The sequence below is a fragment of the Pedococcus sp. P5_B7 genome (genome assembly GCF_054049895.1).
Genome location: NZ_JBFULM010000004.1, coordinates 250,490 through 276,185 on the forward strand (window position 1 = coordinate 250,490; position 25,696 = coordinate 276,185).

The 25,696-nt window shown below is 70.8% G+C and carries 29 protein-coding genes; 11 read left to right on the forward strand and 18 right to left on the reverse strand.

The annotated features are described in order from the left end of the window. Positions 1-12: 12 nt before the first annotated feature. From ACXJKD_RS11780 to ACXJKD_RS11800, 5 genes are all read right to left on the reverse strand, one after another. Positions 13-444, reverse strand: coding sequence for a VOC family protein (locus tag ACXJKD_RS11780; protein WP_457254748.1), 432 nt, complete (start codon positions 442-444; stop codon positions 13-15). Between the two features lie 107 nt (positions 445-551). Then, on the reverse strand, positions 552-785 hold the full coding sequence (locus ACXJKD_RS11785; RefSeq protein ID WP_457254749.1) for a hypothetical protein: 234 nt from the start codon (positions 783-785) through the stop codon (positions 552-554). Positions 786-907: 122 nt separating this feature from the next. Beyond that, the gene (locus tag ACXJKD_RS11790; RefSeq protein WP_457254751.1) at positions 908-1,750 is read right to left on the reverse strand and encodes a hypothetical protein; all 843 of its coding nucleotides are present in this window, start codon (positions 1,748-1,750) and stop codon (positions 908-910) included. Positions 1,751-1,779: 29 nt separating this feature from the next. Further along, on the reverse strand, positions 1,780-3,009 hold the full coding sequence (locus ACXJKD_RS11795) for an NRAMP family divalent metal transporter (RefSeq protein WP_457254752.1): 1,230 nt from the start codon (positions 3,007-3,009) through the stop codon (positions 1,780-1,782). Continuing rightward, entirely contained in the window at positions 3,006-3,443 is a 438-nt protein-coding gene (locus ACXJKD_RS11800) for a hypothetical protein (RefSeq protein ID WP_457254753.1), read from the reverse strand. Before ACXJKD_RS11800 ends, ACXJKD_RS11795 begins: the two co-directional genes overlap by 4 nt. Before the next feature lie 307 nt (positions 3,444-3,750). Here ACXJKD_RS11800 and ACXJKD_RS11805 point away from each other — a divergent pair, with 307 nt between their 5' ends. Beyond that, positions 3,751-4,359, forward strand: coding sequence for a PAS and ANTAR domain-containing protein (locus tag ACXJKD_RS11805; RefSeq protein ID WP_457254754.1), 609 nt, complete (start codon positions 3,751-3,753; stop codon positions 4,357-4,359). Between the two features lie 2 nt (positions 4,360-4,361). Here ACXJKD_RS11805 and ACXJKD_RS11810 read toward each other — a convergent pair whose 3' ends face one another. Together ACXJKD_RS11810 and ACXJKD_RS11815 are read right to left on the reverse strand one after the other, a co-directional pair. Next, positions 4,362-4,511, reverse strand: coding sequence for a hypothetical protein (locus ACXJKD_RS11810; protein ID WP_457254755.1), 150 nt, complete (start codon positions 4,509-4,511; stop codon positions 4,362-4,364). 10 nt (positions 4,512-4,521) lie between these two features. After that, positions 4,522-4,791 carry a DUF7218 family protein gene (locus ACXJKD_RS11815; RefSeq protein WP_457254756.1) on the reverse strand — a complete coding sequence of 90 codons (270 nt, stop codon included), beginning with the start codon at positions 4,789-4,791 and terminating at the stop codon, positions 4,522-4,524. Positions 4,792-4,976: 185 nt separating this feature from the next. Between ACXJKD_RS11815 and ACXJKD_RS11820 the strand changes: the two genes are divergently transcribed. Then, positions 4,977-5,678, forward strand: a complete 702-nt coding sequence (locus ACXJKD_RS11820) for an HAD family hydrolase (RefSeq protein ID WP_457254757.1) — start codon at positions 4,977-4,979, stop codon at positions 5,676-5,678. A gap of 4 nt (positions 5,679-5,682) precedes the next feature. On the opposite strand, the gene ACXJKD_RS11825 is transcribed toward ACXJKD_RS11820, so the two are convergent. Beyond that, positions 5,683-6,636 (reverse strand): TIGR03557 family F420-dependent LLM class oxidoreductase, encoded by a 954-nt coding sequence (locus ACXJKD_RS11825; RefSeq protein WP_457254758.1) that lies wholly within the window; start codon positions 6,634-6,636, stop codon positions 5,683-5,685. Between the two features lie 2 nt (positions 6,637-6,638). Then, a complete protein-coding gene (locus tag ACXJKD_RS11830) occupies positions 6,639-7,493 on the reverse strand; it encodes a sigma-70 family RNA polymerase sigma factor (RefSeq protein WP_457254759.1) in 855 nt (284 codons plus the stop codon). Between the two features lie 159 nt (positions 7,494-7,652). Here ACXJKD_RS11830 and ACXJKD_RS11835 point away from each other — a divergent pair, with 159 nt between their 5' ends. Continuing rightward, a complete protein-coding gene (locus ACXJKD_RS11835) occupies positions 7,653-8,147 on the forward strand; it encodes a DUF6328 family protein (RefSeq protein ID WP_457254760.1) in 495 nt (164 codons plus the stop codon). A 39-nt stretch (positions 8,148-8,186) separates the two neighbouring features. Here ACXJKD_RS11835 and ACXJKD_RS11840 read toward each other — a convergent pair whose 3' ends face one another. The 4 genes from ACXJKD_RS11840 to ACXJKD_RS11855 form a co-directional block, all read right to left on the reverse strand. Next, positions 8,187-8,375: a hypothetical protein gene (locus ACXJKD_RS11840; RefSeq protein ID WP_457254761.1), complete on the reverse strand. Its 189-nt coding sequence runs from the start codon at positions 8,373-8,375 to the stop codon at positions 8,187-8,189. A 117-nt stretch (positions 8,376-8,492) separates the two neighbouring features. After that, positions 8,493-9,338 carry a COG4705 family protein gene (locus tag ACXJKD_RS11845; RefSeq protein ID WP_457254762.1) on the reverse strand — a complete coding sequence of 282 codons (846 nt, stop codon included), beginning with the start codon at positions 9,336-9,338 and terminating at the stop codon, positions 8,493-8,495. Beyond that, complete coding sequence (locus tag ACXJKD_RS11850) at positions 9,335-10,456, reverse strand: glycosyltransferase family 4 protein (protein ID WP_457254764.1); 1,122 nt, start codon at positions 10,454-10,456, stop codon at positions 9,335-9,337. Before ACXJKD_RS11850 ends, ACXJKD_RS11845 begins: the two co-directional genes overlap by 4 nt. After that, positions 10,453-11,373 carry a lysylphosphatidylglycerol synthase transmembrane domain-containing protein gene (locus ACXJKD_RS11855; RefSeq protein WP_457254765.1) on the reverse strand — a complete coding sequence of 307 codons (921 nt, stop codon included), beginning with the start codon at positions 11,371-11,373 and terminating at the stop codon, positions 10,453-10,455. Before ACXJKD_RS11855 ends, ACXJKD_RS11850 begins: the two co-directional genes overlap by 4 nt. Positions 11,374-11,690: 317 nt before the next feature. Here ACXJKD_RS11855 and ACXJKD_RS11860 point away from each other — a divergent pair, with 317 nt between their 5' ends. Then, entirely contained in the window at positions 11,691-12,461 is a 771-nt protein-coding gene (locus ACXJKD_RS11860; RefSeq protein WP_457254767.1) for a phosphatase PAP2 family protein, read from the forward strand. Between the two features lie 2 nt (positions 12,462-12,463). Further along, positions 12,464-13,168 (forward strand): response regulator transcription factor, encoded by a 705-nt coding sequence (locus ACXJKD_RS11865; RefSeq protein ID WP_457254768.1) that lies wholly within the window; start codon positions 12,464-12,466, stop codon positions 13,166-13,168. On the opposite strand, the gene ACXJKD_RS11870 is transcribed toward ACXJKD_RS11865, so the two are convergent. Next, positions 13,165-14,553, reverse strand: a complete 1,389-nt coding sequence (locus ACXJKD_RS11870; protein ID WP_457254769.1) for a sensor histidine kinase — start codon at positions 14,551-14,553, stop codon at positions 13,165-13,167. The genes ACXJKD_RS11865 and ACXJKD_RS11870 overlap by 4 nt on opposite strands. 184 nt (positions 14,554-14,737) lie before the next feature. Here ACXJKD_RS11870 and ACXJKD_RS11875 point away from each other — a divergent pair, with 184 nt between their 5' ends. Continuing rightward, positions 14,738-15,418, forward strand: a complete 681-nt coding sequence (locus ACXJKD_RS11875) for an SDR family NAD(P)-dependent oxidoreductase (protein ID WP_457254770.1) — start codon at positions 14,738-14,740, stop codon at positions 15,416-15,418. An 81-nt stretch (positions 15,419-15,499) separates the two neighbouring features. After that, positions 15,500-16,111 carry a hypothetical protein gene (locus ACXJKD_RS11880; protein WP_457254771.1) on the forward strand — a complete coding sequence of 204 codons (612 nt, stop codon included), beginning with the start codon at positions 15,500-15,502 and terminating at the stop codon, positions 16,109-16,111. Positions 16,112-17,009: 898 nt separating this feature from the next. On the opposite strand, the gene ACXJKD_RS11885 is transcribed toward ACXJKD_RS11880, so the two are convergent. Further along, positions 17,010-17,303: an STAS domain-containing protein gene (locus ACXJKD_RS11885; protein WP_457254772.1), complete on the reverse strand. Its 294-nt coding sequence runs from the start codon at positions 17,301-17,303 to the stop codon at positions 17,010-17,012. Positions 17,304-17,615: 312 nt separating this feature from the next. Between ACXJKD_RS11885 and ACXJKD_RS11890 the strand changes: the two genes are divergently transcribed. The 3 genes from ACXJKD_RS11890 to ACXJKD_RS11900 all read left to right on the forward strand — a co-directional run bounded on the left by ACXJKD_RS11890 (position 17,616) and on the right by ACXJKD_RS11900 (position 19,492). Next, positions 17,616-18,350 carry a GAF and ANTAR domain-containing protein gene (locus ACXJKD_RS11890; protein ID WP_457254774.1) on the forward strand — a complete coding sequence of 245 codons (735 nt, stop codon included), beginning with the start codon at positions 17,616-17,618 and terminating at the stop codon, positions 18,348-18,350. Positions 18,351-18,395: 45 nt separating this feature from the next. Further along, positions 18,396-19,136, forward strand: coding sequence for a GAF domain-containing protein (locus ACXJKD_RS11895; RefSeq protein WP_457254775.1), 741 nt, complete (start codon positions 18,396-18,398; stop codon positions 19,134-19,136). Positions 19,137-19,219: 83 nt separating this feature from the next. Further along, complete coding sequence (locus ACXJKD_RS11900) at positions 19,220-19,492, forward strand: hypothetical protein (protein WP_457254776.1); 273 nt, start codon at positions 19,220-19,222, stop codon at positions 19,490-19,492. 35 nt (positions 19,493-19,527) lie between these two features. Here the strand turns inward: ACXJKD_RS11900 and ACXJKD_RS11905 are convergent, their stop codons facing one another. Further along, a complete protein-coding gene (locus tag ACXJKD_RS11905; protein ID WP_457254777.1) occupies positions 19,528-19,692 on the reverse strand; it encodes a hypothetical protein in 165 nt (54 codons plus the stop codon). Between the two features lie 73 nt (positions 19,693-19,765). On the opposite strand from ACXJKD_RS11905, the gene ACXJKD_RS11910 reads away from it, so the two are divergent. Beyond that, entirely contained in the window at positions 19,766-20,464 is a 699-nt protein-coding gene (locus ACXJKD_RS11910; RefSeq protein ID WP_457254778.1) for a 4'-phosphopantetheinyl transferase family protein, read from the forward strand. Between the two features lies 1 nt (position 20,465). On the opposite strand, the gene ACXJKD_RS11915 is transcribed toward ACXJKD_RS11910, so the two are convergent. Both ACXJKD_RS11915 and ACXJKD_RS11920 read right to left on the reverse strand, forming a co-directional pair. Next, complete coding sequence (locus tag ACXJKD_RS11915; protein ID WP_457254779.1) at positions 20,466-21,779, reverse strand: M1 family metallopeptidase; 1,314 nt, start codon at positions 21,777-21,779, stop codon at positions 20,466-20,468. Further along, positions 21,776-25,654, reverse strand: a complete 3,879-nt coding sequence (locus ACXJKD_RS11920; protein ID WP_457254780.1) for a Pls/PosA family non-ribosomal peptide synthetase — start codon at positions 25,652-25,654, stop codon at positions 21,776-21,778. Before ACXJKD_RS11920 ends, ACXJKD_RS11915 begins: the two co-directional genes overlap by 4 nt. Positions 25,655-25,696: the final 42 nt, after the last annotated feature.

Genomic DNA, 25,696 nt, shown 5'->3' on the forward strand with positions numbered 1-25,696 from the left:
CTGCGACGCCTCCTAGGAGGCGTCGCCGGATGCGGCGGACGCAGCGGCTGCCTCGCGGGCGGCGAGACCTGCGGCGTAGTCGGGCAGCTCCTGGAGCGCGAAGTGGTTGCCGTCGGGGTCCTCGAAGTGGGTGAACCGACCCCACGGGAGGTCCTCGACCTCCGATACCTCGACGCCGCGGCCCTTCAGCTCGGCGTGGGCGGCGTCGGCGTCGGCGACCACGACCTGGAGGTACTGCTTCGTCCCATCGGCCAGCATCGACATGCCCTTGACGAAGCAGAACGAGCAGGCCGACCCCGGCGGCGTGATCTGGACGAAGCGCAGGCCGGCCTCCTCCACGACCTGGTCCTGGTCCGCCGGCCACCCGACGACGTCCTCGTAGAACGCCTTCGTGCGGTCGATGTCCGTGACGGAGATGGGGATGAGCTCGATCTTGTAGTCCACGGCCGGTCCTCTCGTCGCAACCTCTCCTTCGGAGGTTCTACCACCAGCCTAGGAAGGCTTCCGGCCACTTCCTGACCGCATGGCAGTCGATCGACCGACGGTGAAGGTCAGCTCGGCGGATGGCCTTCGGGGCACCGGCGGTGGAGCTCCTCGATGATCTCCTGCTCGCGGGCCAGGGCCGTCAGCCGCTCGCGGCGCTTCGCACCCGGCGCCCGAGCGGCGTCCTCGAGGGCAGCGAGCTCGGTGAGCAGATCGCGCACCGTTGCCGGGCCGACGGTCTCGAGACTTGCGACGACGGGTGCTGTATCGGCGGGACCGACGGGCTTCGTCAACTCGGTCATCAGCTGCCTCCGGGACGTGGTGAGAAGGGGCCCCGACTGCTTGAAGCCTTGCGATCATCATCCGAAATGTCCCGGTCTGTCAACGGTGGGCGTCGCCAACGGCGCCGACGGGTGGCGTCTCCTCAGAGATCGCGGGGGTGCACATGACGGGCGGGGGAGCTGACCCGCAGCGTGCCCGCGTCGAGGTCCACGTCGACGACGTCCTCGATCGAGGCGACGCGGTGGCCGCGCTGCCACCACCGGACCACGGCGCCCACGACCAAGGGGCCCTGTCGCGAGTCGGCGTCGTAGCCCAGCTGCGAGCCAGCGGTATGGGGTCCGTACTGGACGTGGGTGACGGTCAGGTGGTCACGGGCACGGTTCGAGGCGGGGTCCGCGCAGAGCAGGTCGAGGACCACCCCCAGCTCCGAGCCGTCGCGGGCGAAGACCCTTGCGCCGATCACATCCGACACCGCACCGGTGCGCACCGCGCGCCCGGAGGGCACTGTCGTGCTCCTTGGCGTCGTCGTACCACGGCCCTTCCGCGCCCGGCCACGGTCCGGTTCGTCGCCACCAGCCTCCGGTGCCCGGCCCTGGTCCCGCTCGTCGCCGCCGCCCTTGGCCCCGGGGATCCGCGACACGACGTACTCCCGCAACCACAGCTCGAGCCCGAACGACGCGGCCAGGGCCTGCGCAGCCGTCCGGGTCACCGTGATCGCCGAACCGATGTCGCGCACGTCCGCGACGGCAACCCTGGCTGCGTGCGGGTCAGGGCTCGTCTGCAGGCGCCGCCAGATTGCCACGGTCCACCGGCCGAGCCTTCCGGGCAGGCGTTGGCCGAGCGCGGCCGGACCGACCTGGAGGGCCGTGATGGTCCACCCGTCGTGGGAGACGACCAGCTCGAGGTCGTCGACGTTGCCGAGGAGCTCGCCCTCCGGCCCCACGACCTGGTGGTCGAGGATGCGCAGCACCACCCGCTGACTCATGGGTCGCGCGGTGTCACGGGGCGGTGTCATCACTGGCCAGCCTTGGTGATGACCATGAGGGGGATCGCAGCCACGGCGGCCACCAGCACGACGCAGAGGTAGACACTCCCCAGGCCGTTCGCGAGCTTTCCGTTGACGTGCTTGCCCATGTAGGTGCGGTCGTTGGCCACGACGAGGATGGGGAAGTAGGTCAAGGGCAGCGCGATCGCGCTGAACACCACGGAGTACTCGGTCAGCATGATCGGGTCGACCGTCGTCAGCAGCACCCCGACGGCCGCGATCGACGCGATCAGCAGGACCGTGTGGAACCGCGCGGCTCGCAACGGCTCGACGTACTTGCCCCACTGCCAGCCGTAGTACTGCGCAATGCTGTAGCCGACTGACAGACCCGTCTCACAGGCCGCGCCGAAGGTGGCGGCGAAGAAGCCCAACAGCACCAGCGCGAGGCCCACCTTGCCCAGCGCGATGGTGACCGGCAACGCGATCTGTCCCAAGGTGTCGACCTGGACTGCCTGGGGCTGGAACACGACGGTCGCCGTCGCCGCGATGGCCAGGGAGAGCAGGCCGCCCAACGGGAACCCGATGAAGACGTTGGCGCGCATGGTGCCGAGGTCCTTGGCAGTCCAGCGCTCCTCCACGCCGCCGGAGGAGAAGAAGAAGACCTCGTACGGCGTCATCGCCGCGCCGAAGAGGGCGATCGCGTAGTAGGCGTAGGTCCAGTGGCTCTCGTCCTGCGGGACGAAGGGCTGTGACGCCTGGAGCCACAGCGCATCCCAGTCCGGACCCAGCTTCCACAGCGCCACCGCGAAGACGATGAGGGAGAGACCCGCAAGGCCGAAGGCGTTCTCCAGCACGGCGAACTTGACGCGCCACAGGACCAGCCAGACGGCTGCACCCACCACCGGGATCCACAGGTAGTCGTTGACGCTGGTCGCCAGCTGCAGGGCCAACGCGACGCCACCGATCTCGGCGATGAACGTGAGCAGCGTGACGGCCATGGACGCCACGAGGTTGGCCAGCCCCATGCGCGGGCCGAGCCGCTCGCGGACAAGGTCGAAGGTCGCCCGCCCGGACACCGCCGCGACCCGCCCGCTCATCTCGGCGAAGACGCAGATCCCGACGATGCCGACGATGACCACCCAGCCGAGGGACATACCGAATCGCGAACCGACGTGACCGTTGGTCACGAGGTCGCCGATGTCCACGAAGCCGCCGATGGCGGTGAGGATTCCGAGCGCGACGGCGAAGAGCTTCTTCACCCGAGGCCGTCCTTGGCGTCGTCCATCCGGTCCGCCAGCTCGATGAGCTCCGCTGCGCTGGAACGCATCTGCGCCTCGTCGTCACGGCGCACCGAGAGCCGCGCTGTCGCGAAGGCATCCGCGGTGTCGCCCAGCATGGACATGACGTCGGTGCGCAGGCCATCCTCTGCCGCGTCCGGTGGGTCGACGTTGCCGAAGCTGTCCTCGATCGGCCCGATCGCCGACTCGGCCTCGGTGATGACCGTGTCCGCGTAGGCGTTCGTCGCGTTCCCGTCGAGCCGGGCCTGCAGGACCAGTGCCCCGGTGCGAGCCTCGCTCACGGCCGACCCGAGCGCAGCCTTGGCATTGGCCCGGAAGGCACCAGCGTCACGAGCCGGCACCACGCACCCCGACACGGCGGCGAGCAGCACGGCCAACACCGCAGCCAAGTACACGGCGCGAGAGCGACGCGGACCCGGACGCCGGGCCGTCATCGCGGCCGTCGCAGCAGGACGAAGGCCAGGGTGGCGAGCATGCCGGCGTAGACGCACCAACCGCCCGCCAGGGCGAGTCCCTCGGTCACGGCCTGGTGGTACCCGCTCTCGAGCACCATAAACGTCGCCCCGCTCGGTCCCTCGCCACCACGTCCCGGAGGTGTCTTGCGCTGGTCGGGCCTCCCGGTCTTATGATGACGCCGGGTTAAGAAGCAGCCCTTTCGTTTCACTTCCGCTTTGTGAGCGGACACCTGTCACGGAGGACCCCATGTCGGCGCTTGAGTCGAGCCCAACCACCGACGGCTTCACCGAGGACCACCTCACCGATGGTGCTCAGCAGCCGCCGCGACCGTCCACCCTGGGTCGCTTCCGCTACGACACCCTCACGGACAACTGGTGGTGGTCCGCGGAGATGTTCGACATCCACGGCCTGTGCGAGGGCGAGGCGCAGCTGACCACCGAGCTGATCCTCTCCCTCAAGCATCCCGACGACCTTGCCGAGACCTCGGCGACGCTGCACCGCGCGCTCGACACGGGTCAGCCATTCACCCAGCCCCACCGGGTCGTGACCCCTGACGGCGCTGTGCGACACGTCATCTCGGTGGGCGAGGGGATCGTCCTGGGCGGACGCGTCGTCGCCGTCCACGGCTACATGGTGGACGTCACCGACGCCGTCGAACGCCGGATGAAGATCGACGTCTGGCAGGAGGCCTCCCGGGTGATCGAGCAGCGCGCCGTGATCGAGCGCGCCAAGGGTGCGCTGATGGTGCGGTACGGCCTGGAGGCGGATGCTGCGTTCGAGCTGCTCAAGAGCTGGTCCAGCACCCGCAACGAGAAACTCCGCGACGTCGCCCGTCAGGTGGTCGACAACCTCTGAGGTCACTCAGTCGACGGCTCGTCCTCCTGCGGCTCCGGCAGAGTTGGCTCGAGCTCCGGCGGTGGCTCGTAGCCGGGCGGCAGGGGCGGGTCCGGGGTGACCGGCGGGAAGGTCGTCCCGTCGGGACGAAGCTGCGAGGCGTAGGTGTCCATGGTCGTCGGCTCAGTGGTCCCGCAGCGCCGTGATCAGCTGCGCCTTCGACATCGACGAGCGTCCTTCGATCCCGATCTGGCGGGCGCGCTTCAGGAGCTCCTGCTTGGTCCAGTCCTCGTAGTCACCGCTGCGACCGCCCTTGGCACCCACGGCGCTCCTCGAGCTGTTCGACGCGGCGTTGGAGATCCGAGCCGCCTTCTCCTTGCTGGCGCCGTCGTCGCGCAGCGCCTCGTACATCTCGGGGTCCTTGACCGACGGGCCCGGTTTGCGTGCAGGCATGGTGACCTCCTGTGCACTCGCTGGGGAGCGGTATGCCGGTGGCGTGAGCGAGCGGGCGCGTCACCGTCCGGGTCCTACCCGACCGCAGGACGGGCAAACCCCCAGGTTTGGCCCGGCCGCTCCGGGGGCACCATGGAGGGGAACACGTACGACGCCCGGTGGTCCCCGGGCGGTGGGGAGGCACCATGTCCGACAGCCTGACGCGAGCCAGCGGCATCGTCTTCGACCTCGATGGCACCCTGGTCGACTCGACCTACGTGCACACGCTCTGCTGGTGGGAGGCCCTTCAGCAGTTCGGTCACTCCCGCCCGATGGCCGCGGTCCACCACACGGTGGGGATGGGGTCTGACCACGTGCTGGACCACCTGCTCGGCGATGGTCGAGACCGGGCCCAGGACCCCGAGATCAGCGCCGCCCACGACGTCCTGTTCGGCACGTGGCACGAGCGGCTGCACCCCCTCCCGGCCGCGCGCGCGTTGCTCAACTGGTGCCGGGACGCCGGGATGACGGTGGGCCTCGCCTCGTCCGGAGGGGAGCGGGACCTCTGGGCGATGATGGACGTGCTCGACCACCCCGACTTCGACGTCATCGTCACCGGAGACGACGTGGACAGCACCAAACCAGCCCCCGACGTCTTCGCCACGGCCCTCGACCGCGCCGGGCTGGACGCCGAGGACGTCATGGTGGTGGGCGACTCGGTGTGGGACATGGAAGCCGCCACCCGGGTCGGCGCCGTGGCTATCGGCGTCGCGACGGGTGGGACCAGTGCGCCCGAGCTCGAGAACGCCGGCGCCGAGCTCACCTTCCAGGACCTCGCAGCCCTCCTCGACGCGCTGCAGGCCGCCCGACCGGAGCCCGCCCAGGGGACGTGGGGTAGCGGGCCCTGAGAGGTCACGACAGCCGGGGCAGGACCTGCTCGCCGTAGAACTCAATCATCTCCCGCCAGTGCGGACCCATGTTGGCGACGAAGACCTCGTCGAAGCCGGCCTCGGCATATGGCTTGAACGCGTTGCGGTGCTCCTCGGCGTCGTTGCCGCAGACGACCGACTCGCCGGTCGACTCCTTGGTTACCAAGGTCGAGGCCTGCTCGAAGTGCTGCGGCGACGGGAGCACCTGGGCGAGCTCACCCGGCACCCCGGAGTTCGCCCAGAGGCGGTGCGCGTGATCCAGTCCCTCGCTCGCGGTGTCGGCGAAGGCCACCTTGAACCCGGCCATGGCGGGAGCCCGGTCATCGCCCTTGAGCCGCCTGAACTCGCCGACGGCCTCCCCGTCCGGCTTGGTCGTGATGAACCCGTCCCCGATCCGCGCCGCGACCTCGAGCGCCTTCGGGCCGAAGGCTGAGACGTAGATGGGCGGTGCCTGGTCGGGCAACGTGTAGATGCGCGCGGTGTCCACCACGTAGTGCTCCCCCACGTGGGAGACCACCTCGCCGGACCACAGGGCACGGATGACCTCCACGGCCTCCTCCAACATCCCCAGACGTCGCTCGGCGTGTGGCCAGGGCCCGCCGAGGATGTGTTCGTTGAGTGCTTCCCCGCTGCCGACACCGAGGATGAACCGCCCCTTCAGCATCGACGCCGAGGTAGCGGCCGCCTGCGCCACCAGGGCTGGGTGGAGTCGCACGGTCGGGCACGTCACGGCGGTGGTCACAGGCAGCGAGCAGGCTTGCGAGATGGCACCGATGACGGACCAGACGAACGGGCTCTGACCCTGCTCGTCGTTCCACGGGTGGAAGTGGTCGCTGATCCACAGGCCGGAGAAGCCGGCCCGCTCGGCCAGCACGGCCTGCTCGACGAGGTCCTCGGGGCCGTACTCCTCACAGGACAGGAAGTAGCCGACCTTCATCGTCAGGCCACCTCCCCCTCGGCACTCATCGAGTCACGCAACCGCTGGAGGATCGAGGTCAGGAGCCGTGAGACCTGCATCTGGCTGACCCCCAGCACCTCCCCGATCTGGCTCTGGGTCTGCTCCTCGACGAACCGCAGACGGATGATCAGCCGGTCGCGGTCGCTCAGCCCCACCAAGGCATTGCCGAGCGCGTCACGGGCGACCACGACGTCGTCGAACCAGTGCTCGCCTCCCGGCAGCCCGGGTCCGTCGAAGAGGTCGAGGGGCATCGCGTGGTAGGCCATCGAGCACGAGTGCACCTCGCGCACCTGCTCGGTGCTGACGCCCAGCCCTTGCGCCAGTTCGACGTCGGTGGGCTCGCGCAGCAGCACCTGGCGCAGCCGCTCCTGCTCCCCGGACACCGCGGCGCGCAGCTCCTGCATGCGCCGCGGTGGCCGCACCAGCCAGCCCTGATCGCGGAAGTGCCGCTTGATCTCTCCCGAGATCGTGGGGACCGCGTATGCCGCGAAGCTGCTTCCCAGACCGCAACGGTAGCCGTTCGCCGCCTTGACCAGGGCCATCCGGCCCACCTGGACGAGGTCGTCGCGCTCCATGCCCCGGCCGTGATAGCGCCGCGCCACCCCGTCGACGAGGTCGAGGGTGAGGACGACCGCCTCGCGCCGCAGCTCGCCCCGCCGCCACCGGTCGTGACACGTCTCGACCTCGGCGAGCAGCGCCTCGGCCCGGGCGTGGTCGGGGGTGTCCGCGGTGGAGTGCTCGCGCTCCGCGGCATACCGGCGACCCGCCGGGAGGCGATCCGCCTGAAGGGGGGTGGTCTGAAGGGTCGTGGTCCGAACTGGTGTTGCGAGTGCCATGGCGAATCCCGTCGAGTTGAGGGGACACGGCACCGCTTTTGGACCGATGTGTCTGCCTTTACACAACCACCAGGTGGACCGCGGCGCAAGGCCAGACGGTTTTCTGTCGGTCAGGGGAGGGGTCTGGTTGCGGGGACGAATCGGGGGTAGACGTGGGGCATGGACAACGACGCCGACGCCGGCAGCGCACACGACGGCCGCAACGAGACCCCCCTCGAGCGCCTCGACCGCAACTGGGACGAGCTGCTTCAGGAGCTGCGCGTGGTGCAGACCGGCGTACAGATCCTGGCGGGGTTCCTGCTCACGCTGCCCTTCCAGCAGCGGTTCACCCAGATCGAGGACGTCAACCGAGTGGTGTTCCTCGTTGCCTTCGCCCTCGCCGTGGTCGCGACCGCCTTCCTCGTCGCTCCCGTCAGCGCTCACCGGATCCTGTTCCGCAAGCACCAGAAGGCAGCGCTGGTCGCCCTCGCCAACCGGTGCGCCCGGGTCGGACTGGTGGCGCTCGCGCTAGCCGTCTCGGCCGTCGCCTTCGTGATCTTCGACGTGGTCGCCGACACGGGGGTGGCCGTCGCAGCCGCCGGGGCCAGCCTGCTGCTCTTCGTCGTCAACTGGCTGGTACTGCCCCTGGGCATGATGCGCCGCGACCAGGACTGACCCGTCCGGGCTCGCTCACCCGCGGGCCAGCCCTCGCGGTCAGCTGTCCTCGTCCGCCTTCTCGGGCACGCCACCGCTGGCCGGGTCGTCGACGGTGCCGCCCGAGCCGTCCTCGGTGTGCGATCCCGGGCCGCCGTCCCGCTGCTCTTCGTCCTGGCCGATCGCGGGTGCCCCCGTGTCCTGCGTCGACGTGTTCGCATCCTCGGTGGGGGTCGCGTTCTCGGACATGGGTATGGCTCCTCACTCGTTCGCGGCTGTGGCGTTGGTGTCCTACCCGTCCCACAGCCCGGCAAACGGCTCATCGGTCTCGACGGGCCCGCCGGGGAGGCGCAAGCAGAAGCCGACTCACGCCACGTTGACGGTCTCGCCTTCGGTCGCAACGACTTCGGGCTCGCTGCGGTCGACACGGGTGCGGGCCAGGTAGGTGACCAGGCCAACGATGGCGACGAGGAACAGCACGCTGGTCCCAGTGGTGCCGAGCCCGAGACCACCGTCAGCCCTCGCCTGCGACAGCAGGTCGCCGATCGAGGCACCGAGGGGTCGCGTCAACACGTAGGCGGCCCAGAAGGCGGGGATCGGAGCCAGTCCCCCGCGGCGGTGCGCCAGGGCGATCACGGCGATGGCAGCGGCGAACAGCAGGGCCGACGGGAAGTACCCGAACGCCAGGCGCTCGGCCAGCAGGTCTCCCGCGGCGGTGCCCAGGGCGAAGGTCAGGAGGATGGTCAGCCAGTAGAAGCCCTCGCGGCGGGCCGTGTAGATCGTGTGGATCGACAGCGTGCGCTCGGACGCGAACCAGCCGGCGAACGCGAGCGCCAGGCCGACGGCGAAGACGGCGGTCGTCACGGGGAGCGGCACGCCCAGGCTGTCGGTGAGGTTGTCGGTGACCAGGGTGCCGACGATGCTCACCAGTACGACGGCCAACCAGTAGATCGCCGGAACGTACCGTCGCGCCCGGAACTGGATCGTCAGGACCACTGCCAGCAGGGCGGTCATCACGACCGAGGTCCCGTTGAGGCCGAACCCGAGGGTGTCGTTGAGGTAGTCGGCGGCGGTCTCCCCGACGGTGGTCGCGAGGATCTTGATGACCCAGAAGAAGAGCGTGACCTCTGGCACGCGGTTGACGAAGGCGAGGAGCGGACGGTCGCGGCTCATGGGGCCGGTTCCTGGAGTCATGCCGGTTCGTGAAGTCATGCCGCAGACTCTGGGGGCAAGCGGCTGAGTGACGCCTGAGAGGGTGTCGCGTCGACCCGGCGACCAACCAGCCCCGCTGCAAGTTCGTAGCCATAAGTGTTGCGCCACAAGACATCTGACCAGTCGAACGACGGTGGGTGCGTCGTGTTGTGCCTGCGCACGGTGTCGAGCAGCCGCGGGTCGGTGCAGAGTCGGAGCAGACCGTCCGCGAGCTCACCATCGGACTGCGCCACCAGTCCCTCCTGCCCGTGCACCACGAAGTCACTGACGCCCGTGCGCGACCGCGTGACGACGGCCAGACCGGACGCCCTGGCTTCCAGGGCGGCGATCCCGAACGACTCCAGGGTGGCGGGCGCGACGAACACGTGCGCCGAGCGGTACAGGTCCTTGATGGCCGCGTGGTCCATCGCACCGGGCACCGAGACCCACGCGTCGAGCCGGTGCCGCGCAACCGCACGCAGGACCGCCGGGCGCTGTGGGCCGTCACCGACGAGGACCGCTCGGACCGGCACCCCCGACGGGAGCTCGCCCCGCAGACGATGCAGGGCCTCGACCAGGGCGAGCGGCCGCTTGCGGTGCGTCATCCGCATGACCGACACGATCGTGACCGCACCCGGCGACGGAGGTCGCGACTGCGGCGCCCACGCACCGACGTCCACGGCGTTCGGCAGGACGATGACGCTTCGGCCGGGGAGCGCCCGCCGCACCGGTCCGGCCGCCGCCTCGCTCACGGCCGCCCACTGGATGGGTGCCGACAGCCAGCCACGGACGCCGGCGACGGCACGGACCAGCGGCCACGCGCTGCCCCACATCGAGTGAACGGCGGCGACCGTCGGCACACCCATGGAGGCCCCGACCTCGGCGGTGCGCAGGGCCAGCGGAGAACAGGCCGAGACGTGCGCATGGACGACATCGCTGCTGCTGACCAGCTCGGCCATCCGACGGCGCTCCCGGACGACGGTCACCGGGCCGAGGTCTGGCGAGTCGGGGCCCGGAGTGCGGGTGAGGACGGTGACGTCGTGCCCCGCGGCTGCCTGTCGCGCCGCGAGGTCGCGCACCAGGACCTCGATCCCCCCGATCGTCGGCCCGAACGTGTCGGTGGCGTGCAGGATCCTCATGCCGGTCGCCGCGCGACCCGGGCGCGCGCGACGACCCAGCCGCCGAGCCAGAGGCCTCCCACGGGGATCTCCAGCAGGAACGTGAAACCGCGGTAGAGCAGGACCCCCGCGGCAGCCGTGAGCGGGTCGACGCCCAGCGCCACCAGCACGCCCGCCGACCCCGCCTCCGCGAGGCCCGCCCCACCCGGCGTGATCACCGCCAGGGTGAGGAGCCTCTCGACGGCCAGCCCGGCGGCCACCACGCTCAGTGGCGACGTGGCACCCACGGCATGCAGGCAGGCCCACAAGAGCGCGCCCTGGAGGGCCAGGTAGGCGATCGTCCCACCGGTCAGCTGGAGCCACGTCCGCGCGATGACCGCGCTCACGCGGGCCCGCGTGTCCAGCAACGCGGCCTCGAACCCGTCGGCCCGCTGAGCCATCCGTCGAGGAGCCGCCCGCCGCAGGACCACGGCGCCCGCGCGTCCGACGATGCCGGCGACCCGGTCGCTGCGCAGGGTGAGCACGATGGCAGCCAGCACCAGCGCCAGGACCGTGCAGGTCGTCGCCGCGGCCGCTTGCAGTGGTGCGCTCGTCAGGCCTTGGCCCACCAGGACGGCGGCGAGGGCCACGAGGGGCAGGGCCAGCTTGCCCATCACGTCCCAGATGTTCGTGACGACGGTGTAGGCCGCGAAGGCCGACGGACGGAAACGCCACGCACGCACCATCATCAGGTTGGCGGCCACGCCCAGTGCCCCGCCCATCGGTGCCACGTTGGAGACAGCGCTGCCCGTCAGGTTGAGGGTCAGTGCCCGACGTCGAGTCAGCCCGGGCAGGGCTGCGGTGAGGACGAACGAGTAGGCGAGCAGTCCTGCGGCCCAGACCCCGACCAGGGGGGAGGAGCTCGACTGGTCGGAGGTCGCCCAGGACGGACCGGACATCCGACCAGGCAGCGCCAGTGGTCCGGGGCAGGACCCACACGAAGGCAGCGAGCGCGAGCACGGTGGCACCGGTCCAGCGAAGGGCTTGGGGGCCGTTGGCACCACGGGCAGCACCCGACGGCCTTGGGGTGGCGGTCGGTGCGTGGACTGGCACGGTCATGTCCTGCTCCTGGTGGGCGGCGCCAACTGGCTGCGCCCACCATCACGACTCCCGCCTGAACCGTTCCTGAGCGGAGGACCCCGATACCGCTCGCTCTCAGGAACCCCTCAGTCCAGACCCTCGACAGTGGACGAAACCACACTGCCGGAGGAATCCCTTGCCCCACTCGACGGCGCAGGCCGCACCGCCACGACCGCACGCCCGCCCGCTCGACGAGCTGCGCGGCATACCTGGCATCGCCCTGGGCACCGTCCTCGCCCTCAGCGTCGCGCTCACCGGCCTGCTGGCCGACGGAGCCGAGGGGCACGGCGGTCTCGCCGCCCACGACCCCGCGGTGACTGCGTGGTTGCTGCACGCCAGGACGCCTCTCGTGAGCGCTGCCGCTCAGGTCGTCACGACCATCGGCAGCGAGCCGGCCATGGCCATCCTGACCGTCCTCGTCCTGGCCTGGCTGGCGGTCGCGAAGCGCGCCTGGACCACTGCCGTGCTGTTCGCGGCCAGCATGGGCTCGGCCGGCGCCCTGAGCATCGGGCTCAAGCACCTCATCGGGCGGCAGCGCCCACCGGCCGCCGACGTCCTCGGTCCGCTCGACAGCAGCTTCGCCTTTCCCTCCGGGCACACGCTCTTCTCCACGGTGTTCTTCGGACTCGTCGCAGGCCTGCTCCTCGAGCGGACCGGGAGCCGCGCCGCCCGAGTGCTCGTCGTGCTGGGGTGGGTGGTCGCGAGTGCAGTCGTCGGGGCAACCCGCCTCTACCTCGGGTACCACTGGCTCACCGACGTGGTCGCGTCCTGGGCGCTGGCGATCGCCGTGCTCGCCTGCGCCGCCGCAGCGTGGACGGTATGCCGCGAGCGCCCGTTGCGCTTGCCGGCGGTCCTCCGGCGCGGTGATGGGCTGGACGGCCGGCCGGACTCCCGGGCAGGGTCATAGTCATGCGGGTGCTGCTGGTGGAGGACGAGAAGGCCTTGGCGGAGACGATCCGACGAGGGCTCGTCAACGAGGGGTTCGTCGTGGACGTCGCGCACGACGGGGTGACCGGCCAGTGGCTCGCGACCGAAAACCCTTATGACGTCATCGTCCTCGACATCATGCTCCCGGGTCGCAACGGCTACGACGTGCTGCGAAACATCAGGGGGCTCGAGATCTGGGCGCCGACGTTGATGCTCACGGCCAAGGACGGTGAGTACGACCAGACCGACGCCTTCGAGCTCGGCGCGGACGACTACCTGACCAAGCCGTTCAGCTTCATCGTGCTGGTCGCCCGGCTACGGGCCCTGGTCCGCCGTGGCGCCCCCGCTCGCCCGGTCAGCCTGACCGTGGGTGGGCTGGAGCTCGACCCCAACAAGCGGGTGGTGACTCGCAACGGTCACCGGATCTCATTGACTGCCAAGGAGTTTGCCGTCCTCCAGTTCATGATGCGGCACCCCGAGGTGGTCCTGTCCAAGGCCGAGATCCTGGACAACGTCTGGGACCCGAACTTCGACGGGAGCGACAACATCGTCGAGGTCTACGTCGGCTACCTGCGTCGCAAGGTCGACGCGGCGTTCGGCGTCACCTCGGTGGAGACGGTCCGCGGCATGGGCTACCGACTCATGCCCGTTGACGGTGGCACGCCCCAGGGCGACGTCGAGGTTTAACCCTCGACCTCCCCACCTGCCGGGAGCCGGACCTCGAAGCGGCAGCTTCCTTCCGGCGTCTGCGTCGCGATGGCGGTGCCGCCATGGGCCTGGGCCACGGTCCGCACGATCGCCAGGCCCAGGCCGCTGCCGCCGGTGTCACGGTGGCGAGACTCCTGGAGCGGGGTGAACCGCTCGAAGACCGAGTCGCGATCGGCGTCGGGGATCGGCGGTCCGTCGTTGTCGACGCGCACCACGACCTGGCCGGACTCGGTGCCCACGGACAGCGCCACGCTTCCGGTCGTGTGCCGCACCGCGTTGTCCACGAGGTTGCGCACCATCTGCTCGAGTCGGATCGGGTCACCCACCACGCGAGCCGCCGCGATGTCCGCCTCGACGTCCACCCCCGTGGCACGGACGCGGCGCGCCTCCCCGTCCACGATGTCGTCGAGGTCGACGTCCTCCTTCAGCATGGGGGCGCCGTCGTCGGCCTTCGCCAAGGTCAACAGGTCGTCCACGAGCCCCTGCATGCGGAGGGCCTCACCGTGGATGACCCGGTCGCGCGCATCCTGGGGAGCCCCGCCTCGCCCCGACACCTCGACGGTCGCCCGGATGGTCGCCAGCGGGCTCCGCAGCTCGTGGGACGCGTCGGAGACGAACCGCCGCGTGGAGGCGTCGGCCCGTTCCAGCCGGGTGAGCATGTCGTTCATCGTCTCCGCCAACCGGGCGATCTCGTCACCTGTCGGTGGGACGTCGATGCTGCCCCGCCCGCGCACCTGGCTGATCTGTGACACCTGGGTGCGGATCCGTTCGACGGGAGCGAGAGCCTGCTGGAGCACCCGGCGGATGAGGAAGAGGAGCAGGACGAGCAGGGCTGCTGATCCAACCGCCAGCAGGACGGTCGCGGTCTGGACGATGTCGGTCTCGATGTTGAGGGGCGAGCCCACCACCACGATGTACTCCGCGCCGCTCGGGTCGGCGACACCTTGGGCCACGATCGCGTGCGGCTCACCGACCTCGCCCGGGATCGTCGTCACCTGGGCGACGTCGACGTGGCCGACCACCGGCCGCAGGTTGGTGATCGGCTTCTGCTCGAGCCTCCGCTCAGAGGCAGCCACGACCCGGCCGGTGGAGTCGAGCACCTGCAGCACAGCGCCCTGGACCGGGACTTCGGTCAGCGCCTGGGTCGCCGGTGACTCACCACTCGATACCAGCTGCGCCACCTGCGCCGCCTGGGCGCGGGCCGCGTCGAGGGAGGCGCTGTAGAGGATGCGGTCGAGGGCAGCCGCGAAGGCGGCCACCCCGATCACGATCATGACGGTCACGAGGACTCCTGAGGTCACGAGCACGCGCCGTTGCAGGGACCACGAGTACCAGCGCTTCATCGACCTCGTCCGCTCCCTCATCAGTGACGTCGAGCAGGCTAGCAACGCCACACCTGAAGGACTCCTGAACGCGCGACGCCCCCACCGACGCCCCCACCGATGCCCCCACCGAGGTCGTCTCAGGGAAGGCTCAGGGTGCTCTTCCTAGGGTCGAGGCGTGAACGATCTCGCGTCAGCGATCCTGCCCAGGCGGCGGAGCGCGGTCATGAGCAGGAGCGCGCGCCGGATCCTGCTCGTGGGTGGGTCATCGGAGATCGGTCTGCCGATCGTGCGTCGGCTGGTCGATGCCGCCGACGATGCGGTCGTCACCCTGGCGGGGAGCCAGAGCCCGCACCTGAAGGCAGCCGAGGCGGCCTTCAGCGAGGACGGCCACGAGACGAGCGTCCTCGCCTATGAGGCGGACTGGGGGACCGCGGCCATCAGCATGCTCCTTGCGGAGGCGAGCCGCCGAATGGGCGGACTCGACCTCGTGGTCGTGGCTGTCGGGTCACCGGGCGAGAGGTCGGACCACCTCGGCACGGACCCACCAGCGCCCGGTGAGCCTGGACTCCAGCGCCTCCTGCGGGACAACTTCACCGGGCCCGCGCTGGTGGCGAACACCGCCGTCAATCTCCTTGCGGCCCAACGCCACGGGACGCTCGTCGTCGTCTCGTCGGGGGCGGCAGGGGGCAGCCGCCAGCCGATGGTCGGCTACCGTTCGGCCGAGCGCGGCCTCGACGAGCTGGTGCGCGGTCTGGCCGCGCGGGCTCGCCCCTACGGCGTCCAGTGCGTCATCGTCAGCCCCGGTCGCGTTCGCAGCGCCCGGCGGGCGCTGCCGCGTGCGGCGCTACGTCGTCTGGGGACCGTGGCCGGAGGAACTGCCAGCCACACCCCAGCACGTCCATAGGTTGCTGACAGCCAGCGTCTCCAGAGTCGGGTCATCGCCTGGCACCCGTCGGGCGTCCTGAGAGCAAAGGACCCACCCGTCATGATCAACACCCGCATCGTCACCGCCGCGTCCGGCCTGGTCGCAGCGACCGGCATCGTCATCGGTGCCGCCGCCTTCTCCGGCGCCTCCAGCCCGGCCGCCAGCACCACGGCATACTCGGTCGCGGGAGGCGAGTCCGCCGACGGCGGGCGAGGATCGAACGACACCCCCGTCACCGGCACCGCACTCGCCAAGGTGACCGCAGCGGTCAAGGCCAAGGACTCCGCCGTGACCGTCACCTCCGTCCGGATGGACCCCGACGGCTCCTACGACGTCTTCGGCACCAAGGCCGGCGCCCCCGTCATGCTCGAGGTCAGCAAGGACCTCAAGACCATCACCACCAACGCCGGTGGCGGTCACGGCGGTGGTCACGGCGGTGGCGGCAGCAACGACACCCCGGTCACCGGCACCGCACTCGCCACGGTGACCGCAGCGGTTAAGGCCAAGGACTCCACCGTGACCGTCACCTCCGTCCGGATGGACCCCGACGGCTCCTACGACGTCTTCGGCAGCAAGGCCGGCGCCCCCGTCATGCTCGAGGTCAGCAAGGACCTCAAGACCATCACCACCAACACCGGCGGCGGCCCCGGCGGCGCCGGCCGACCTGCCTGACCCACCCCGGTCCACTCAGGATCCATTCAGGGAGGGCTGGCGACACTGGGTCCGCGGCGAAGCCGTGGCCGGGCCGGTCCTTCCCCTGTAGTAGTCCGGGACCCGGCCGGTCAGTCCAGCCCGGTCGCCCGACCCCCCTCACGGCGACCGGGCTGGACGCCGCTGCGACCGACCAGGACGGCAGCGATCCCACGTCCCAGGGCTGCACTCCGCCTCTTCCACGGTCCAGGCTCTTCGGTATGCCGTGTCCAGCGCGGTGCGCTGCAAACCTCACCGGCAGCGGCGGTCGGGGGCGGGGCCACCACGGGCGGCCTCGGGCGGAGCGCCTGCGGGTTTGGGCGAGGCGCGACCGGGTAGACCGTGCGCATACTGGAGGTAGGCAACTGCGCTTGAGGAGGGCGGCATGGCGAACCACACGTGCCCACGCTGCGGGTCCCCGAAGGCCACGAGCGTCATGCTGCCGCCAGCCAAGGGCTCCCACGAGACGCGCCCCCACCCGGCCTTCCGCTGCATGGTGTGCGACACGCAGTGGGCGGACGACGAGCAGTGGTCTCAGCTCCACGCCGAGAGCGGAGCCGGATCAGCGCCCGGACCCTCGACCGGCCCAGCCGCTGACACGGACGGCTGACTCCTCGCACCTTCCGCTCCGCCGAGTCGGGGCGTACTGTGGTCTTGCTGCCCCAGACCCCGGTCGCACACCGGTTGCCGTCTGGGGCAATGCGCATTCCAGGGCCCGGTGGAGCGTCCGGCGCCGTGTACTGGGGCGGGTCATGCGCGCCCCTCCCTTTCAGTCCCCCCAAGGTCGAGGGGCGCGCTTCCCACCCGCAGCCGGGCGCACGCGTCCTGCCCGCAACTCCTGCCACCCTGCCTGACCCAGCTCCGGCCCGCCCTGCCTGACCTACGCGTGACGGGCCAAGGTCTCCGCGGGGTCGAGCAGGTCGAACACCCGCCCGACCATTCCGTGTGCGCCGACCAGGACCACCTGCGTCTCCGGAGCGTTGCAGTTGGCCTCGATCACGGCCGTGGCGCAGAGGGAGTCGCAGAAGTCCAGCCCCGCGACGTCGACGACCACGACACCCCGATCCGTCGACAAGGCCTGGGTCAGCCCCTGCACGAGCTCGGCCAGGCTCATCAGGTCCGCCTCACCGGCCAGCTTCATCACCCACACGCTCCCCTCGTCGTGATGGGTCACCGCCAGCGTGTCGCGTGCGTCGAACGCTGTGGGCGGTGCCAGACGGGGTGGTTCGGCCAAGGCAGGAGGACCTCGCCTGGGCTGGTCGTCGCCGACGCTCACGGGCGAGACCAGACGCAGGGCCGGCCTGCCGTGGGAGGGTTGTGCATTCATGGCGGGCTCCCCCGATAGCAGTTCGCCACCGGGGTCCGGGGTAGCCTCGCAACCACGCTACGCCCGGGCGCGCCGGGGCGAAACCACCAGGGCGGGTCTAGTCTGAGTTGGTGGCACACCTGAGGCGGTCGCCCGCCGGCCAACGTCTGGGTCCTTGAGATGCCCGACGCGGACGCACGGGTCGCCCGCGCGAACCAGCTGATCGACGCCGAGCCGACTTCCTCCCTTCGCCCTCGAGGGCCGTTTGTCCGGATGGAGAAGCTCTGCTCGGCACTCACCCGCACCCTCCCCGCCAAGGGCGTGGGAGTCAGCGTGCTGACCGAGGACACGTCCCGCGGAGGCACCGTCGCGGCGTCCGACCTCGTGAGCCGACACCTCGACGAGCTGCAGTTCACCCTGGGCGAGGGCCCCTGCATCGACGCCTACGCGTCGCGTCGGCCCGTCCTCGAGCCGGACCTGTTCGGTCACGGCAGCAGCCGATGGCCCGGGTATGCCGCCGCGGCGCAGGGTGAGGGGGTCCTCGCGGTGTTCGCCTTCCCGTTGCAGATCGGCACGGCCCGGGCCGGAGCCCTGGACGTCTACCGCGACGAGCCGGGCCCGCTCACCCAAGGCGCTCTCGCCCAGGCCCTGACGTTCGCGGACATCGCCATGGGGCTCCTGCTCGACACGCAGACGCCGACCCACGCCGGCGGCCTCGCAGACCTGGACGACGCGCTCGCCTACCGGCTCGAGGTCTACCAGGCGCAGGGGATGGTCATGGTCGACCTGAGAGTGAGCCTCGACGAGGCGATGGCCAGAATGAGGGCCCACGCCTACGCGCACGACCGGAGCCTGACGGATGTCGCCCGCGACATCGTGGAAGGTAACCTGAGGTTGAGTCAGGACAAGCCGTGACTCGGTGGGACTCAGCGGCGGACGTCCGGACGGGAAGGACTCGCCATGATCTCCACTGACCGGTTGGCCGAGATCTTCGTGGACGCAGCCGACACCCTCGTCGACGACTTCGATGTCATCGAGTTCCTCGAGACGCTCACCAACCACACCGCCCAGGTCAGCAGCGCCTCCTCTGCCGGCCTCCTCCTCGCCAACCCTCAGGGACAGCTCCAGTACGTCGCGTCGTCGGCCGAGTCGATCAAGCTCCTCGAGCTCTTCCAGCTCCAGTACCGCGAGGGTCCGTGCCTCGACTGCTTCCACACCGGCGAGCCGGTCGTGAACGCCGACCTCAGCACGGGCGACGAACGCTGGCCGCACTTCGCGCCGCGTGCCGTCGCAGCAGGCTTCCGGTCGGTGCACGCCTTCCCCCTGCGCCACCAGCGCAGGGTGATCGGGGCGATGAACCTCTTCAGCACGGAGCCGGGCGCGCTCGAACCTCCCGATGCCCGGATCGTCCAGTCGCTGGCCGACATCGCGACGATCGCCCTCCTCCAGGAGCGCACCATCCGCAGCGGTGAGGTCCTCACCGAGCAGCTGCAGCGAGCCCTGAACAGCCGGATCATGATCGAGCAGGCCAAGGGTGCCCTGGCACGGATCCACGGCGTCGACGTGAACCTCGCCTTCGACCTGATGCGTCGCTACGCCCGCGCCAACCACCATCGGCTCGTCGAGGTCGCCGAGGCGGTGCTGACCGATCCTGCGAGACACCCCGACCTGACCCGCGGTCGATCCGGCCCCAAGCCCTAGGGCTCCGGCCAGCACCCCTCGCTCCGACGAGGCGGCGGGAGAGAGCGCCTGCGCTGGGGTCGACGGTGAGGCACAATGAGCCCGTGGCCAAGCGCATCCTCCGGTTCCGGAGCCGAGACGGCCACCGGCTCACCGTCACCGACGACGAGGGGCAGCGACACCGCGCGAAGCTCACCAAGGTCGAGGACCATGTCTCCGTGCGGGAGGACGGCTCGTTCACCTTCGGGTTCTGCAAGAGCTGCAACTGGGTGGGACCCGCCCGCCGGGCGCGCGGCAAGGCCAGGCGGGACGCAGAGGCGCACCTGACCGAGTGCACGGGAAGCGGCAAGGTGCGGATCGGGGTCACCAAAGAGTGAGGCCGGCTCCCTCACGGTCAGTGGCGTACCCCGGCCTAGTCGATCCCGGCGCCGATCAGGGCTGCTGCCCCGGCCCAGGCCAGCACCATCCACAGGATGAGGCCACGCTCGAGCTCGTCGTTACGACGGCTCCGACGCAGCCCGACGACGAAACCGAGCACGCCCACCACCAGGGCCAGCCATCCGAGCACTGCGACCATGAGTCAAGCGTGCTCCCGATGTCGGCGACCGTCCAGCGGTTCGCGAGGAGGCGTCGACGATGACCCGCCGCCCATGAGTCCCAGGCGCTGGAAAGCCACGGCACCACCGGCTGTGCTCTTCGCCTGGGCACCGTCAGCGAACGTCCTCGCGCACGTCAGCGGCAGCCTCGACGCGCGAAACCTGCTGTCCCCGGCCGAGGCCGCCCGCTGTGCCCGTTTGTCGGCAGTGGTCGACCGCGACGACTTCCTCGCTGCGAGGGTGCTCACCCGCCTGCTCCTTCGCCACCGGCTCGCGCCGGGCTCGCCACTCGAGTGGATCTCGCGTCCCACGGTGTCCCAGACCTGCGACGTGTGCGGCGGGCCCCATGGGCGGCCCTCCGTCGACGTGCCGGGGGCCGAGATCTCCTGGTCGCACTCGCACGGATACGTGGCGGCCGCCGTCGGGCCTGACGCGATCGGCGTGGACATCGAACCCCTCCGACCCGACGTGGCAAGCGTGTCGTCTCTCCCCGCGTGGGTGCGGGCGGAGGCGATCGTGAAGTGGGGTCACGGGAACCTGGACGAGTCGAGCGCATGGCGCCCCGTGCTCGACGGTCCTCCGGCGGTGCATGGCAGGCGCCATCGACTCGACACAGGCGGACGGCCGCGTGCCCGGCGGGCTCTGCTCGGGAGCCGGGTCGACGTGGTGATCACCGACACCCCACCGAACGACGCCTTCGTCTGCAGCGTGGCCGCCACCAGCCCGGCCCGATGGGTGGACCCGCTCGGCTGACTCAGGTCAGTGCTGGCAAGGGCGGGAGCGCCGTCTCGTACAGCCAGTCGTGCAGGAGGACACGGACCTCGTCGACGCCACCTGCCGCAGTCGTCGCAGCGGAGACGAACTGGTCGGTGGTCACCGTGCCGTGACGGTTGGTCGCGGCCCAGTCGCGGAGCAGGTCGAAGAAGCACTCGTCCCCGATGGACAACCTCAGGGCGTGCAGCAACAGGGCTCCGCGCTTGTAGACCCGGTCGTCGAACATCAGCGGGCGCTTCGGGTCGGCGAGGACGAGGTCCTGGGGTGCTGCGGCGAGCCGCTTCCAGTGGTCGACGGCCATCAGGTGCGCCGCCGGTCCGCCGGACGCCTCGGACCACAGCCACTCGCTGTAGCAGGCGAAGCCCTCGTGCAGCCAGATGTCGCGCCACTGCGCTGCGGTGACGGAGTTGCCGAACCACTGGTGGGCGAGCTCGTGGGCGATGAGTCGCTGAGCCTCCCAGTCCTTGCGCAGGTGGTTGGACCCGAACGTGGACAACGTCTGGGACTCGAGCGGGATCTCGAGGACGTCGTCCGTGACCACCACGGTGTAGGCCGCAAAGGGGTAGGGCCCGAACAGGTCGATGAAGGTGCTCATCATCTCGGGCTGGCGGGCCAGGGCCTTGTGGGCCTCGACCGTCTGGCCGGCCGAGGCCTCGACGGCCATGGCGACCGGGGAACCATCCAGGACCGTCCGGCGATAGCGCCCGATCTGGAGGGTGGCGAGGTAGGGCGCCATGGGCTCGGGCTGGTCGTAGACCCACACGACGCGGCTCGAAGTCGTGCGGACGGTGAGCAGGTCACCGTTCGCGACGGTCCGGTATCCCGGTGGGGTGGACACCTCGAACCGGTAGCTCGCCTTCGAGGAGGGACGGTCGTTGCAGGGGAACCACGAGGGCGCGCCGTCCGGCTGCGCCGCGACGATGACGCCGTCACTCAGCTCCTCCCACCCGGCACCCCCGTCAGGGCCCGGCACCGTCGTGGGGTGCCCCGAGTAGGAGATGACGACGGTGAACTCCTGCCCGGCCTCGAGCTTCGCCTGGGGCTGGAGGACGACTCGTCCCGCGCGGTGGGCGTACTTGCGCGGTGCGTGGCCGTCCACGGTCACCTTCGACACCCGCAACGCGTGCAGGTCGAGGTGGAGCCGTTCGATCGACTCGACCGCCCGGCACACCAAGGTCGCCCGTCCCGCGAGGTGGTTGGTGTCGACCTTGTAGTCGAGCGCCAGCTCGTAGCGGTCGACGTCGAACGTGAGGTCACCGTGCCCAGCGAGGTAGGGGTCTGTTCGGTCGATCACCGGGGGCCGACCCCGAGGACGTCGTCGGCGGGCCACGGCCCGATCGGGTTGCCGATCCAGCGGGTCCCGTCGGGCACGGACTCGCCCCTCATCACCAAAGACACGGGTCCGACCGTAGCGTGCCGCCCGATGACCGCGGCGGGCAGGATGACCCCGTTGGAGCCCAGGGTCGACCCGGTGCGCATGGTGACCGCCGACATGCTCAGCAGGCGGTCGTGGAACAGGTGGGTCTGCACGACGCATCCCCGGTTCACGGTCACGCCGTCCTGCAGCGTGACCAGGTCGGCCTCGGGCAACCAGTAGGTCTCACACCACACTCCGCGCCCGATGGTGGCGCCCATCGAGCGCATCCACCAGTTGAGGACCACGGTGCCAGTGGCGCCGCGGGCGAACCACGGAGCCGCGACGACCTCGACGAACGTGTCCGCCAGCTCGTTGCGCCAGACGAAGGAGCTCCAGAGCGGGAAGTCCCGGGCGCGGATCCGTCCGACCAGCAGCCACTTGGCCGCGGTTGCTGCTGTGGCGGCCACCGCGCCGGCAGCGAGCAGGGCCAGTCCGGTGGTGGCCGCGGCCCAACCCCAACCGAGCTCGATCGCAGCCCACTCGGTGAAGGCGATCACTCCGAGACAGATGGCGAGGTGGACGACCACGGCGACGACGCGGCATACCTCCACCGCTGCGCGGGCCACGCGCAGGCGTCGCGGCGGGTCGTAGGTGCGGCTGGTGTCGCCGGACTCCGTGGGGCGGCGCAGCTCCGTGGGTGGGCTCCCCAGCCAGGACGTGCCGGCCTTGGCCTTGGTGCGTCGCGGCGCGGCCGACAGCACAGCGACAAGCCCGCGCTTGGGCACCCGGCGCCCCGGGGCGGTCATGCCCGAGTTGCCGACGAAGGCGTGTTTGCCGACCTTGACGTGTTCGATCCGCAGCCAGCCACCGCCGAGCTCGTAGCCACCGAGGAGGGTGTCATCGGCGAGGAACGCGCCGTCGTTGACCGTGGTGAGCTTCGGGATCAGGAGCACCGTGGAGGCCTCGACATCGCGTCCGATCCGCGCACCGAGGAGGCGCAGCCAGATGGGCGTGAGACTGCTGGAGTAGAGGGGGAAGAGCCACGTGCGTGCCTCGTCGAGGACCCGGATCGTCGACCAGGCCTGCCAGGCCCGCAGGCCGTTGATCGCGTGGTGTCCACTCGTCAGGCCGATGCCCAGCAGGCGGACGAGCGCGAGGACGAGCGCAGCGAGCGTGAGGAGTCCCACGACAGTCGCCACCGGCAGCCAGACCAAGGCGGTGGTCAGCGCGGATCCCGGCCCCGTCGCGTCACGGAGGGGTGCCGACACACTGAGCGCTCCCGCGAGCACGGCGATCCCGGGGAGGAGCGAGACGAGCACGGCCACTGCGCCGTAGGCGGCGAGCCACACGGGCCGGTTGAGCGGCCGCCGGTCGTCCCAGGGCCCGCGCGCCCGACCAGCCCGCCGAGCGGGCGCACCGGCCCACGCCTCGTCCGCCGGGATGGCGCCGAAGACTGCCGACCCGGGCGCCACCTCGGCCCGCGCACCGACCGAGCTCCCGGGTGCCAGGGTACTGCGGGCACCGATCCGCGCTGCCTCGCCGATGTCGACGCGCCCGAGGTGCAGGATGTCGCCGTCGAGCCAGTGCCCGGCCAGGTCCACCTCGGGTTCGACGGAGCACTCGTCACCGAACCGCGCCAGCCCCGTGACAGGGGGTATGCCGTGCAGGTCGACGTGGCGGCCCACCTTGGCTCCCAGGGCGCGGGCGTACAGACGCATCCACGGGGTGTTCGCGAGGTTGGCCGCGCCCAGCTCGTCGGTGAGCCGCTCGGCGGCCCACAGTCGCAGGTGCACCCGTCCACCCCGCCGGTACTGGCCCGGGCCGATCCCCTTGAGGAGCAGGCGAGCGCCGACTGCGCTGAGCGTGAGGCGACCCACCGGCGTGACCAACGCCAGCCAGCCCACTAGGACCACCCACCACGGCACGGTGACCAACCAGTCCATCGACCAGGCATCGTGCGCCACGTTGTTGGCCGCCGCCACCCAGACGCACCACCGGAGGCCGGTGAGGGTCCGCAAGGGGATCGTGAACGCGACCTGCCCCAGCTGGGTGCTCGCCGGGACCGGCCGGACGTTGCGGTTCTGCGCGGCCGCCGGTGCCGCCAGCTCATCGAGGACGCGGGCGAGGTCACCCAAGCGGGGCGCGTCGTAGATGTCCGCGACGGTCACCTCGGGGAAGCGCTCGCGGAGGCGTGACACCAGGTGGGCCGCCGCCAGGCTCCCTCCGCCGACGTCGAAGAAGTCCTCCTGTGGTCCGGACACCACGGCTCCGAGGATCTCCAGCCACAGCTCCTGGAGCCAGGCAGCCGTCCCCTCCAGGCGCACCGGCCCGCTCGCCCTGGCCTTGCCGGCGAGTGTCGCGACGGGCCACGGCAGGGCATCCCGGTCGATCTTCCCCGAGGTCCGCGTGGGGAGGTTCTGGACCTCGGCGAGGCGCGGCACGAGCGGGCTCGGCATGGACGCACGCAGTGCCGCCAAGGACGCTTCGAGGTCGAACGAGTCGGAGAGGACGACGTAGCCGACGAGCATGGCGTGGCCCGCCCCGGTGTGGCGTACCGCTGTCGCCGCACCCATCACCCCCTCGAGCGAGAGCAGGGCGCTGTCCACCTCGCCCAGCTCGATGCGTCGGCCACCGACCTTGACCTGGTCGTCGGCGCGCCCCCCGAACACCAGGCCCTCAGGGTCGTTCCGGACGAGGTCGCCGCTGCGGTACGCCCTGTCCCACCCGAGCGTCGGCATAGGGGCGAACTTCTCGGCGTCCTTGTCGGCGTCGAGGTACCGCGCCAGTCCGACCCCACCGATGATGAGCTCGCCGGTCTCACCCGGCTCCACCGGCCGGCCCGTGGGGTCGACGACCGCCAGGTCCCAGCCGTCCAGCGGCAGCCCGATCCGCACCGGCCCCTCGCCGGTGAGGCGGGCCCCGCACGACACCACCGTCGCCTCGGTCGGCCCGTAGGTGTTCCAGACCTCGCGCCCGTCGGTGGCCAGCCGGGTGCCGATCTCCGGAGGACACGCCTCCCCACCCAGGATGAGCAGCCGCACGTCCGCCAGGGCGTCAGTCGGCCACAGCGCGGCCAGCGTGGGCACCGTCGAGACGACCGTGATCCGGTTGGCGGTCAACCAGGGCCCGAGCTCCATCCCGCTCCGCACGAGGGAGCGCGGCGCTGGGACGAGGCACGCGCCATACCTCCATGCGAGCCACATCTCCTCACAGGAGGCGTCGAACGCGACCGACAGGCCGGCCATGACCCGGTCGCCGGGACCCATCGGCTCGTCCTGGAGGAAGAGGCTCGACTCCGCGTCGACGAAGGCGGCGGCAGACCGGTGGGACACGGCCACACCCTTGGGCAGGCCGGTGGACCCCGACGTGAAGATGATCCACGCGTCGTCGGCGAGGTCGGGGTCCTCGGCCTCGACCGCGGGACCCGCCGGGTTGCCCGTCAGCTCGACCACCAGGTCGTCGCTGATGACCGCAGCCACGTCAGCCTCGCCGAAGACGGTCCGGGCGCGCTCGTCCGGGTCGTCGGCATCGACCGGGACGTACGCCGCGCCGGCGACCAACGTGCCCATGATCGCCACGTAGAGGTCGATGGTCCCCGACCTCAGCCGGATCCCCACGCGGTCGCCCCGGCCCACCCCGAGGGAGTTGAGCTCGGCGGCGACGAGCTCGCTCGCCTCGTGGAACTCGCTGTACGTCAGGACGCTCGCCCCGTTGTCGAGGGCGGGTTCGTCAGGTGCGAGGGCGACCGTCGCCTCGAAGATGTCGGTCAGGGTGCGGGGAGCAGGTGCCAGGTAGCCGCGGCGGAGCGTCACCTCTGGGGGTCCTCCGTCGGGACCCCGCGACCACGGCTCATG